The sequence below is a fragment of the Micromonospora sp. KC213 genome (assembly GCF_004348325.1).
GTDB lineage: Bacteria > Actinomycetota > Actinomycetes > Mycobacteriales > Micromonosporaceae > Micromonospora.
This window is the reverse complement of sequence record NZ_SMKF01000177.1, coordinates 1-11,959: the sequence shown is the minus strand read 5'-3', so window position 1 is coordinate 11,959 and position 11,959 is coordinate 1. Positions and strand designations below refer to the sequence as shown.

At 71.0% G+C, this 11,959-nt stretch carries 10 protein-coding genes; 6 read left to right on the top strand and 4 right to left on the bottom strand.

Features of this window, described 5'->3' with window-relative positions; all coding sequences use genetic code 11:
- From scpB to der, 4 genes are all read left to right on the top strand, one after another.
- On the top strand, window positions 1-760 hold a 760-nt coding region (gene scpB / locus E1166_RS25550), incomplete at its 5' end, for an SMC-Scp complex subunit ScpB (RefSeq protein WP_243710511.1).
- Complete coding sequence (locus E1166_RS25545; RefSeq protein WP_132342484.1) at window positions 747-1,517, top strand: pseudouridine synthase; 771 nt, start codon at window positions 747-749, stop codon at window positions 1,515-1,517. The genes scpB and E1166_RS25545, both read left to right, overlap by 14 nt.
- 169 nt (window positions 1,518-1,686) lie before the next feature.
- On the top strand, window positions 1,687-2,367 hold the full coding sequence (gene cmk / locus E1166_RS25540; RefSeq protein ID WP_132342483.1) for a (d)CMP kinase: 681 nt from the start codon (window positions 1,687-1,689) through the stop codon (window positions 2,365-2,367).
- Complete coding sequence (der, locus tag E1166_RS25535; RefSeq protein WP_132261498.1) at window positions 2,364-3,767, top strand: ribosome biogenesis GTPase Der; 1,404 nt, start codon at window positions 2,364-2,366, stop codon at window positions 3,765-3,767. The genes cmk and der overlap by 4 nt, the downstream gene beginning before the upstream one ends.
- Before the next feature lie 64 nt (window positions 3,768-3,831).
- Here the strand turns inward: der and katG are convergent, their stop codons facing one another.
- Entirely contained in the window at window positions 3,832-6,036 is a 2,205-nt protein-coding gene (katG, locus tag E1166_RS25530; protein WP_207914513.1) for a catalase/peroxidase HPI, read from the bottom strand.
- A gap of 61 nt (window positions 6,037-6,097) precedes the next feature.
- Complete coding sequence (locus E1166_RS25525; protein ID WP_132342481.1) at window positions 6,098-6,529, bottom strand: Fur family transcriptional regulator; 432 nt, start codon at window positions 6,527-6,529, stop codon at window positions 6,098-6,100.
- Between the two features lie 52 nt (window positions 6,530-6,581).
- Here E1166_RS25525 and E1166_RS25520 point away from each other — a divergent pair, with 52 nt between their 5' ends.
- Together E1166_RS25520 and E1166_RS25515 are read left to right on the top strand one after the other, a co-directional pair.
- A complete protein-coding gene (locus E1166_RS25520) occupies window positions 6,582-7,016 on the top strand; it encodes a hypothetical protein (RefSeq protein ID WP_132342480.1) in 435 nt (144 codons plus the stop codon).
- 61 nt (window positions 7,017-7,077) lie between these two features.
- Complete coding sequence (locus E1166_RS25515; RefSeq protein ID WP_132342479.1) at window positions 7,078-8,337, top strand: ArsB/NhaD family transporter; 1,260 nt, start codon at window positions 7,078-7,080, stop codon at window positions 8,335-8,337.
- Between the two features lie 178 nt (window positions 8,338-8,515).
- On the opposite strand, the gene E1166_RS25510 is transcribed toward E1166_RS25515, so the two are convergent.
- Window positions 8,516-10,894 carry a hypothetical protein gene (locus tag E1166_RS25510; protein WP_132342478.1) on the bottom strand — a complete coding sequence of 793 codons (2,379 nt, stop codon included), beginning with the start codon at window positions 10,892-10,894 and terminating at the stop codon, window positions 8,516-8,518.
- A gap of 658 nt (window positions 10,895-11,552) precedes the next feature.
- Window positions 11,553-11,959, bottom strand: a 407-nt coding sequence (locus E1166_RS25505) for an RICIN domain-containing protein (protein ID WP_165944429.1), incomplete at its 5' end; no start/stop codon positions are given.

The window sequence follows — 11,959 nt, the reverse complement described above, 5'->3', positions numbered from 1 at the left end:
GGACTCCACAGATCCCGGAGGGGATCGGCCCCTCCAAGCGCCCCACTCCTCCAAGATCTCGACCGCGGGGGAGGCGGTGGACGCCGAGGCGGCCGCCGGTGACCGGGCGGGGATGAACGACGGGACGGCGGGGGAGCGCGGTGCGGATTCCGTAGCGGGCAAGCGGGGCCGGCGGCGGACCCCGGCCGCACCGCAGCCGGCGGCGCCGGTGCTGGACGATGTCGAACTGCGGGGCGCGCTGGAGGCGATCCTGCTGGTGGTGGACGAACCGGTCAGCGAGCTGATCCTGGCGCAGGTGCTGGAGCAGTCGCCCGAGCGGATCGGCCCGATGCTGGACGACATCGCCGCCGGATACACCGCCGCCGGGCACGGCTTCGAGCTACGCCGGGCCGCCGGCGGCTGGCGTCTGTACACCCGGCCGGAGTACGCGACCTACGTCGAGCGGTTCGTGCTGGACGGGCAGTCGGTGCGGCTGACCCAGGCGGCGCTGGAGACGCTCGCCGTGGTCGCCTACCGGCAGCCGGTGACCCGCTCACGGATCTCGGCCATCCGCGGTGTGAACTGTGACGGCGTGATCCGTACCCTGGTGTCCCGAGGGCTGGTCGAGGAGTGCGGCACCGAACCGGACAGCGGGGCGTTCCTCTACCGGACCACCACGATGTTCCTGGAGAAGTTGGGGCTGAACTCGGTCGACGACCTTCCCCCGCTCGCCCCGTTCCTTCCCGACGACGTAGAAGAGCTTGCCGATGCGACGCGATGACCGTGCCCCGAAACCCGACGCCCCCGTGTTCACCGGCGCGGAGCGCCTGCAGAAGGTGCTCGCCGCTGCCGGAGTGGGGTCCCGCCGGGCCTGCGAGGACCTGATCTTCCGCCGTCGGGTCACGGTGAACGGTCGGGTGGCGCAGCTCGGTGACAAGGTCGACCCGACCCGCGACGTGATCCACGTCGACGGCGAGCGGCTGCAGGCCGACACCCGGCTGGTCTACCTGGCGATGAACAAGCCCCGTGGAGTGGTCTCCACCATGGCGGACGAGAAGGGTCGTGCCGCGCTGGCCGATTTCCTGGGCAACCGGGTGGAACAGCGGGTGTACCACGTCGGGCGGCTCGACGCGGACAGCGAAGGTTTGCTGCTGCTCACCAACGACGGCACGCTCGCGCACCGGCTCATGCACCCGTCGTACGGGGTGCAGAAGACCTATCTCTGTGAGGTGGCCGGCCCGATTCCGCGCAACCTGGGCAAGCGGCTGGCGGCCGGGGTGGAGTTGGAGGACGGCCCGGTCACCATCGACTCGTTCAAGGTGGTGGACACCCTGGGCAAGACCGCCCAGGTGGAGGTGAGCCTGCACGAGGGGCGCAAACACATCGTCCGGCGGCTGCTGGCCGAGGTGGGGCACCCGGTGAGTCGGCTGGTGCGTACCGCGATCGGGCCGATCCGCCTCGGTGACCTGCGGGCCGGGCGGACCCGGCGGTTGACCAACGCGGAGGTCGCCGCGCTGTTCAAGGCCGTGAGTGACTGAGCCGTTCGATCGGGTACCGCTGCCGGTAGGCTTCGAGCCGGCTGGCGGCCGCCGGTGACGGCGGCGCGCGTGGCCGGCCCGTAGGTGGGCATGATGAACGATGGTAACGACCGCTCGACGGCATCGGAGCGACCGGTGACCGGCGAGGTACGGGCTGAGGAGGACAACGGTGGAGGAAAACGTACGGACCGGGCGCTGCGTGGTCGCTGTGGACGGGCCGTCCGGTTCGGGTAAGTCCACCGTCTCACGCCGGCTCGCCGCCGGTCTCGGTGCCCGCTACCTCGACACGGGGGCGATGTACCGGGCGATCACCTGGGCGGTGCTGCGCTCCGGCGTCGACCTGGCCGACGTGGAGTCGGTGGCCAAGGTCGCCGGCGAGGTCGAGCTGCGCATCGGCACCGACCCCCAGGGGTACGGCGTCACCGTGGACGGGGTGCAGGTCGACGCGGAGATCCGTGGCCCCGAGGTGACCGGTGCGGTCTCCGCGGTGGCCGCCGTGCCGGCGGTACGGGCAATGCTCGTCGCCCGGCAGCGCGAGATGATCGCCCACGCCGGCCGGATGGTGGTCGAGGGCCGCGACATCGGCGCGGTGGTGGCCCCGGACGCCGATCTGAAGGTCTACCTGACCGCCTCGGCGGCGGCGCGGGCGCAGCGGCGCAGCGCGGAGGACGCGGCCGACGTCGCGGCGACCGCCGCCGACCTGGCCCGTCGGGACCGGCTGGACTCGACCCGCAGGGTCAACCCGCTGCAGCAGGCGCCCGACGCCGTGGAACTGGACACCACCGAGCTGGGCATCGACGAGGTCGTGGCCCGGCTGCGGGAGCTGCTCACGGAGCGGGGAGTGGCATGACCGACGGCAACGGGTGGGTGGAGCTGAGGGAGCCGGACCTCGACGTCGAGGAGCCGACGGGCCCGCAGCCCGTGGTGGCCGTCGTCGGGCGGCCGAACGTGGGCAAGTCGACCCTGGTCAATCGGCTCATCGGCCGCCGCCAGGCGGTCGTGGAGGACGTGCCCGGGGTGACCCGGGACCGGGTGCCGTACGACGCGCAGTGGAACGGCCGAACGTTCACCGTGGTGGACACCGGCGGGTGGGAGCCGGACGCCCGGGACCGGGCTGCGGCGATCGCCGCACAGGCCGAGACGGCCGTCGCCACCGCCGACGTGGTGCTCTTCGTGGTCGACGCCATGGTCGGTGCGACAGACGTGGACGAAGCCGCGGTACGGATGCTGCGGCGCGGCGCCAAGCCGGTCATCCTGGTGGCCAACAAGGCGGACAACGCGGCCATCGAGATGGAGGCGACCTCGCTCTGGTCGCTCGGCCTCGGTGAGCCGTACCCGGTCTCCGCGCTGCACGGCCGGGGTTCCGGCGAGCTGCTCGACGCGATCATGAACGCCCTGCCCGAAGCGCCGCCGATCGTCGAGAACCGGCCGCGTGGTCCGCGCCGGGTGGCCCTGGTGGGCCGGCCCAACGTCGGCAAGTCCAGCCTGCTCAACCGCTTCTCCGGCGAGGAGCGGGCGGTGGTCGACGCGGTCGCCGGCACCACCGTCGACCCGGTGGACAGTCTGGTGACGATCGGCGGGGAGACCTGGCAACTGGTCGACACCGCCGGGCTGCGTAAGCGGGTCGGCCGGGCCAGCGGCACCGAGTACTACGCCAGCCTGCGGACCGCCTCGGCGATCGAGGCGGCCGAGGTGGCGGTGGTGCTGCTCGACGCCAGCGAGGTCATCAGCGAGCAGGACCAGCGAATCCTGACCATGGTGGTGGAAGCCGGCCGGGCGCTGGTGATCGCCTTCAACAAGTGGGACCTGGTCGACGGTGACCGCCGCTACTACCTCGACAAGGAGATCGAGCGGGAGCTGCGCCGGATCCCGTGGGCGATCCGGCTGAACCTGTCGGCGAAGACCGGCCGGGCGGTCGACAAGCTCGCCCCGGCGCTGCGCAAGGCGCTGCAGAGCTGGGAGACGCGGGTGCCGACCGCGCAGCTCAACCAGTGGTTGACCGCCCTGGTCCAGGCCACCCCGCACCCGGTGCGCGGCGGCCGGGCACCGAAGATCCTCTTCGCCACCCAGGCGGGGGTCGCGCCGCCGCGGTTCGTGCTGTTCACCACCGCGCCGCTGGACGCCGGCTACCAGCGCTTCGTCGAGCGCAAGCTCCGCGAGGAGTTCGGCTTCGAGGGCAGCCCGGTGGACATCTCGGTACGCCCCCGCAAGAAGCTCGGCCCAGGCGGCCGTGGCAAGGCGCACGGCTGATCCTGGCACGACCACGAACGCCGGGTGGAGCGGCCCGCTCCACCCGGCGTTCGTCATGTGCCGGTCAGGCGAGGTCGAACCGGTCCAGGTCCATCACCTTGACCCACGCCGCGACGAAGTCGCGCACGAACTTCTCCCGGGCGTCGTCGCTGGCGTAGACCTCGGCCAGCGCCCGCAGCTCGGAGTTGGCACCGAAGACGAGGTCGACGCGGCTTCCGGTCCACCGGACCTCACCGGTGCTCCGGTCCCGGCCCTCGAAGGTCTGCGCGTCCTCCGAGGTGGGCTTCCACTCGGTGCCCAGGTCGAGCAGGTTCACGAAGAAGTCGTTGGTCAGCGACCCGGGGGTTGCGGTGAGGACGCCCAGCGGCGACCGCTGGAAGGTCGCACCGAGGACCCGCAGACCGCCGACCAGCACCGTCATCTCGGGTGCGCTCAGGGTCAGCAGGTTCGCCCGGTCGACCAGGAGGAACTCCGCCGGCAGCCGGTTGCCCTTGCCGAGGTAGTTGCGGAACCCGTCGGCGGTCGGCTCGAGCGCGGCGAAGGACTCCACGTCGGTCTGCTCCTGCGACGCGTCCGTACGGCCCGGGGTGAAGGGCACCTCGACCTGGTAACCGGCGTTGCGGGCGGCCTGCTCGACGGCCGCGCAGCCGCCGAGGACGATCAGGTCGGCCAGCGAGATCTTCTTGCCGCCGGTCTGGGCGGCGTTGAACTCCTCCTGGACCCCCTCCAGGACGCGCAGCACGATGGCCAGCTCGGCGGGATCGTTGACCTCCCAACCGTTCTGCGGCTCGAGCCGAATGCGGGCCCCGTTGGCGCCGCCCCGCTTGTCGCTGCCCCGGAAGGTCGATGCCGAGGCCCACGCCGTGGCGATCAGCTGGGACACGGTCAGCTCGGAGGACAGCAGCCGCTCCTTCAGGGCGGCGACATCCGTGGCGTCGACCAGTTCGTGCGTCACCGGCGGAACCGGATCCTGCCAGATCAGCGTCTCGCTCGGGACCAGCGGCCCGAGGTAGCGCGCGACCGGTCCCATGTCCCGGTGGGTCAGCTTGAACCAGGCCCGGGCGAAGGCGTCGGCGAACTCGTCGGGGTGTTCCAGGAAGCGACGCGAGATGTGCGCGTAGACGGGGTCCTCGCGCAGGGCGAGGTCCGTGGTCAGCATCGTCGGGGCGTGCGTACGGGTCGGGTCGTGGGCGTCGGGCACGGTCCCCGCGCCGGCGCCGCCCTTCGGCTTCCATTGGATCGCGCCGGCGGGGCTACGGGTCTGCTCCCACTCGTAGCCGAACAGGATCTCGAAGAAGCTGTTGTCCCACGCCACCGGGGTGTTCGTCCACGCGCCCTCGAGGCCGCTGGTGATCGTGTCCGCACCCTTGCCGGTGCCGAAGCTGTTCCGCCAGCCCAGGCCCTGCTCCTCGATCGGGGCGCCCTCGGGCTCCGGGCCCACGTACACGTTCGGGTCGGCCGCGCCGTGGGTCTTGCCGAAGGTGTGCCCGCCGGCGATCAGCGCCACCGTCTCCTCGTCGTTCATCGCCATGCGGCGGAACGTCTCGCGGATGTCCCGGGCCGCGGCGAGCGGGTCCCCGCTGCCGTGCGGGCCCTCCGGGTTGACGTAGATGAGACCCATCTGGACCGCGGCCAGGGGTTCCTCGAGATCCCGGTCACCGGTGTACCGCTCATCGCCGAGCCAGGTGGACTCCGGGCCCCAGTAGACGTCCTCGTCGGGCTCCCAGACGTCCGCCCGACCGCCGGCGTAGCCGAAGGTCTGGAACCCCATCGACTCAAGGGCGACGTTGCCGGCGAAGATCATCAGGTCGGCCCAGGAGAGCTTGCGGCCGTACTTCTGCTTGACCGGCCAGAGCAGCCGGCGGGCCTTGTCGAGGTTGGCATTGTCCGGCCAGCTGTTCAGCGGCGCGAAGCGCTGCATGCCGGCCCCGGCGCCGCCCCGGCCGTCACTGATGCGGTACGTGCCCGCGCTGTGCCACGCCATCCGGATGATGAACGGGCCGTAGTGGCCGTAGTCGGCCGGCCACCACTCCTGCGAGGTGGTCAGCACCTGGACGATGTCCCGCTTCACCGCGTCGAGGTCGAGGGTCTGGAACTCCCGGGCGTAGTCAAAATCCGGCCCCATCGGGTCGGCCACGGCGGGGTTCTTGTGCAGGATCCTCAGGTTGAGCCGGTTCGGCCACCAGTCCCGGTTCCCCCCACCCTGAGTCGGGTGCGGGGCGCGCGCGGCGGTGACCGGGCAGCGACCCTCGCTCTCCGGCGAGTTCATGTCGCCGACGACTGCATCATGGTTCTCAGCCACGGGAATCCTTCCAGGGGTGTTGTGAGGCTCAGGAACGATCTTCGGTGGAGCAGGCGGGGCACAGGCCCCGGTAGACGACCTCGGCCTCGTCGATCGAGAAGCCGTGGTTTTCGGAGGCGATCAGGCAGGGTGCCTCGCCGACCGCGCACTCGACGTCGGCGATCACCCCGCAGGACCGGCACACCATGTGGTGGTGGTTGTCGCCGACCCGGGACTCGTAGCGGGCCACCAGGCCGGCGGGCTGGATGCGCCGGACCAGGTGCGCGGCCGTCAGCGCGCGTAGCACGTCGTACACGGCCTGGTGGGAGACCTCGGGCAGGCCCGCGCGGACGGCACGGATGATCGAGTCCGTGTCGGCGTGCGGGTGCGTGTGCACCGCGCGCAGCACCGCCACCCGGGGGCGGGTGACGCGCAGGGCGGCGTCGCGCAGTAGCTGGGTGAAGTCCAGGGCCGTTGCCACGCCCGGAAGTCTGTCCCCTTTTCTGGAACGAGTCAAGAAAAATCTGGGAGGTGTGACCACGGTCAGCCGACGCGTCCGGCAGGCCGCCTCCTCGACCCGCCCTTGCTCCGCGCTGGCGATCAAGTCCTTGCTCAGGTTCGTCAGCTGCGAGGAGGCTCAGGCCGCGCCTGGCGAGAACGTGCATGCGCCACCGGCCTCCGGCGGCGACCAGGTGGCGCTTGCCCGGGGTTCCTGGCAGGCTCCCCCCACGCCACTCGACGGCGGGTACTTCGGGCTCTTCCTCACCGGCCGGTGGCAGAGCAACGACAACAGACTTCACGTGGCCGACGAGAATGCCTCACCGCTGACGTTCGTCGCGCTCTTTCCGTACGTCGACAAACGGCATGGAGAAGCTTCTAGCGCCTTCCAGCTTGCTGCGCTCGGGCGGGCGCGCCGCGACGCATTGGGACGTACCCGTCGGTGGCGTGGGCGCCGGATGCAGGTGTGATGCAGCTTGCGCGGGACGCTCGCCCCGGCGATGTCCCGGTGACGCGGCATACGCTGCGCACATGCCGACGTTGATCTCCGTGGGGCTGCTGGCCAGCGTGATGGGGTTCGCCGTGGCCCGGCCGTGGCGGCTTCCGGAGGCGGTCGCGGCCGTACCGGCCGCCGTGCTGGCCGTCGTGACGGGACTGGTGTCCTGGTCGGCGGCGCGGTCCGAGTTGGCGGCGTTGGCGCCGACCGTGGGGTTCCTGGCGGCGGTGTTGGTGCTGGCGCACCTGGCCGATGCCCACGGTGTGTTCGCCTATGCCGGAGCGCTCGCCGCCCGTGCCAGTCGTGGATCACCCCGCCGGCTGCTCGCATTGGTGTTCATCATCGCCACCATCGTCACCGCCGGGTTGAGCCTGGATGCCACCGTTGTCCTGCTCACCCCCGTCGTGGCGGCCACCGCGGTCGCGGTGGGCGCCCGATCACGGCCGCACCTGTACGCCTGCGCCCACCTGGCCAACGCCGCGTCGCTGCTGTTGCCGGTGTCGAACCTGACCAATCTGCTCGCGTTCTCCGCCAGCGGGTTGAGTTTCGCCGGTTTCGCCGCGCTGATGACCGGCCCCTGGCTCGCCGTGCTGGCCGTCGAGTATGTGATCTTCCGCCGAGTGTTCGCCCTCGACCTCGCCGCGCCCGCCGGTCCCGTACCAACACCGGTTGAGAACCCGAGCCCACCACGGTTCGCCCTGGTCGTACTGGCCCTGACCCTGGCCGGGTTCGCGCTGGCCGAGCCGGCCGGCGTCCACCCGGCCTGGATCGCGACCGCCGGGGCCCTGGTGCTGGCCGCCCCGAGACTCGCCCGGACTCCACCGGCCCGCCGGTGGCGAACCGCCGCCGGGCTGCTCATGCAAACCAATCCCGCGTTCTGCGCGTTCGTCTTCGCCCTCGGGATCGTGGTCCTGGCCGTGCGCCGCCACGGCCTGGACACCCTGGTCGCCCGGGTCGTTCCCGACCGTGCCAGCCTGGTCGGGCTGCTGCTGGCCGCGGGCCTGGCGGCGTTGCTGGCCAACCTGGTCAGCAACCTGTCCGCCACCCTGATCCTGGTGCCCGCCGTCGCCGCCTCACCCGGACTCGTGCTCGCCGTACTCATCGGCGTCAACATCGGCCCCAACCTGACCTACGTCGGGTCGCTGGCCAACCTCCTGTGGCGGCACATCCTCCACGTACGCGGCGAACCCTCCGCCGCCGGCCAGTTCGTACGTCTCGGTGCGGTGACCGTGCCGGCCTGCCTGCTCGCCGGGACGCTCGCGCTGTGGGTCGCGCTGCGCATCGCGGGCGCTTGAGCATTGAGCAGATCGCCGGCCTCTGTGGCCACTGCGCCCGCGGCGGGCGACCGCGGTCCGGGGCAAACGGGATCGTCGCGCCCCGGATGTCCGGACTCCCCCGTCCGCCTCGGTCGGGGCGCGGAGGCGACGTCCGCTGTCGGGCGAGCCGACCGGAGCCGGCCCGCCCGACCAGGGCTCACGTCGACGGCACGCCCGCGTCTCGGTGGGTGAACTGGTACGTCGCCTCCACCGCGTCCGCCTCCAGCATCACGGTCACCGTCCCTGCCGGCACGGCGCAGGCGATGGTCCGCGCCACGGCGTCCCGGGTGGGGCCGCAGTACCGGGTGCCCTGCGAGTCGAAGACCGACAGCCGTGCGTCACCGGTACCGGTGGCCCGTTGATAGGAGATCGACTCCCGTGCGGCCCGCTGGTCAGCCGGTATCGAGAAGCAGACCGCGAACCGATCCGCCCCGGTGGCGACGGTGCTGCCTTCCGTGCCCGCTGACAGCGTAGGACAGGTCGGCGGACCGTCGGTACGGGCGAAGGCGAGCGCGTACGGGCCGGGCGCCGCGTCGTCACGAGCGTTCAGCACCGCGAAGAACGGCGCCTCGCCGGTCAACTCGCAGTGGTACTGGCGCAGCCCCCAGGACGAGTCGCAGACGTACTTGCCGGTCGAGTCCATGACGGTCACCTCGGGGGCACCGGCCCCGGCGTCGCCCGGCAGCAACTCCACCACGCGGGAACCGGCCGGGCTGGCCAGTTGGAGGCAGTTGTACTGGCCGGCGGCGGTGAACGCGCCCCGGTGCGGCGCGTCCCGCCACCCCGTGTCGGAGACCGTCGGACAACTCGACGGAGTCCAGGGCAGGAGGGCCACCGCGTACCGAAAATCGTCACCGATGACCGAGTTGACGGCGCCGCCCTCCAGCACCAGGGTGTACTGCCCGGCGGCCGGAAGCTCGCACCACATGTCTCTGCAGAGCTCACGCCCACTGCTGTCGTAGACGGTGCCGTACCGGCGGAAGTTCTCCGTGTCGACGGCCTTCACCCGATAGGTGCCCGCAGCCGCGATGTTGAGCGTGCGGCAACGGATGTTGCCGAGCGCTCCGGCGGGCGACGTGTTGTAGGCCCCGGGCGTTATGCCGGGACATCCGACCGGGGCGGAGAGCCGGCGAACCTGCATCTGGTATGTCAGGTCGGTGTCCCCGGCCTTCCAGTACGCCAGATGGGAGATCACCCGGAAGGTGCCGCTGGTCGGCAGCAGGCAGCCGTCCTCCTCCGAGGGTTCCGTGCACAGGACCGTGCCCTGCTCGTCGACCAACCAGGCGGCCAACTCGTTGTACACCACCGGTGCCCGGTAGACCACGATCCGGTCGCCGGCCTCGCCCTGGAACGGCTGGCAGTTGGTTTGCAGCGCCGAGGTCTGGTGCACCAACAGGGTGGGCTGGTCCCAGTTCGTGCCGGTGGTCGCGGCGCAACCGGCCATGCCGCGCAGCGAGGTCACCGCCACCTGGTACGGCACCGGATCCCAGTGCTGGCTCCGCGTCAGCAGCGTGTACGTGCCGGCGGCCGGCAGGGAGCAGGAGTGGGCGGCTTCCCCCTCGTGACAGACCTCGTTCCCGTCGACGTCGTACATCGTCCACCAGAGGTACTGGTTGGCGTACTGGTTGAAGCGGACCACGACCGGGCCGGGCGCGGTGGCCTCCACAGCGTGACAGCCCACCGCGTCCCGCTCCAACGAGCCGGTCCCGACCGCCGGGCCCGGATCGCCGAAGGTGGTCAGCGGTACCGTCGGACAACCGACCGGATGGGACAGCCGGGGCAGCTTGAGCGTGTAGGTGGACTCGTTGCCATAGAGCTCGTGGATGAAGAGCCGGTACGGGCCAGGCCGGCTCAGCTTGCACTGGCCGCCGTAGTCCACGCTGCACAGCAGCTGGTGATCGGCGTCCAGGATGCTCCCCCGTAGGTCTCCCGTGCCGTTCGGGCGGGCGGACAGCAGCAGCGTGCCGGTGGGCTGGTCAAACGTGAAGCAGGCGGCGGACAGACCGGCCGGGAGCGTGCCGCGGTGGCCGGGAAAGGCGAAGGAGAAGACCTCGTTCGGCAGGCTGACGCACTTTGACGGGCCGCGGGTCGACTCGACCGAGAGGGTGTAGGCCCCCTCGCCGGATCGGTGACTGAGCGACACCGTGACGAGGTAGGTGCCGGCGGCACCGAGCCGGCACTCGTCCAGATAGGGGCCGAGGAAGCAGACGGTGTCACCCGCGCTATCGGTGACCCGGGCACCGACACTATCGCCCGACACCCTGTCCAGTCGGGCGAGAAGAGTGTCCTGATCAACGGCCGAGGTGACCGTCCATACGTGTTCCTGGGCGGCGCGGATGGACGGGCAGCTCTTGACCTCGCCGAACCGCAGCGGGCCGGCACAGCCGACGACCGGCCGCGGCCTGGTGGGCCTCACGGTGGCGGTCGCCCTCCGGGTGGGCGAATCGACGATGGTGGGTGTCGTGGACGAGCCCTCGGTGGCCCCGGCCGGGGCGGCCGCCGGGGCCGCCGTGGCCTTCACCGGCCCAGTCAGCACGCCACCGATCGTGGCAATCACGGCGGCGACCAGCGCCAGCCGTACGGGTGCATTTCTCCGGCGGAGCCACCGGCCTCTGAACACGGCTGCAGGCAACGTCACTCCCGTGAGAACCGCCGCGCGACTTGCGCGGGCGAGCAGATGATTCCATGACCGTCTGACACCGGCAAAAGCATTCCCGACCGCCCATACGCAGCTCGCAGCTGCGACGCGGCATCGGTGGCGGTAAGTCGTCCTCCCGCAAAGGACCTGACATCTCGGGTCACGCGTGGGTTCTTCACGGTTGGGAGCCGAAGCTTTCGTATCTCGCCATGCCGGCCGCGGACGCATCGCCGAACTGCCGGCCGGTCACATCGTGCGTCACACCGCTCAAGCTCAGTTCGCCGCTGCTGTCAGTACATTCTGCCCGAAGCCGAGTCGATCAGGGTTTCAGTCCGGCTTGGTGCGCGGTGAGACGGCCGAGGAGTTCGGGGTCGCCCGCTACCGGCCCGGTGTACCTGACCGGCGTGATCCCAGAAAGGTTGCCCGGCGTCCCTCGCCGCGAGGAGTGACCTTCGGGCTACGGATCCTCGACCGTCCGTTGTGTGCAGCCCTGCACCGATCGGTGAGCGGTGGCCAGGCCACCGCTCACCGGGTCATCGGGATGCCGGTGGTGGGGTCAGCGCAGGCTCCATTGCTGGTTTGCCTGGCCGTTGCACAACCACAAGATGATCCTCGTGCCGTTCGCCGTGCCGCCCCCATTCGCGTCCAGGCACAGCCCGGACTGCACACCGGTGATGGTGCCGCCCTGGTTGATGTTCCACTGCTGGTTGGCCTGGTTGTTGCAGGTCCAGATGATCACGGCGGTGCCATTGCTGGTCCCGCCGCCGTTCGCGTCCAGGCACATATTGCCGGACGTCTGCAACTGCTTGCTCGCGGTGTGGGTCCACACCTGGTTGGACTGTCCAGTGCAGTCCCGCAGTTGCACCTGGGCCCCGGCGCTGTTGCTGGACCCGGTCGCGCACCGGCCCGACTGGCTGCCGATGATCTGGCCGCGGTTCGGGGGTGCGGTGGTCGGGGGTGTGG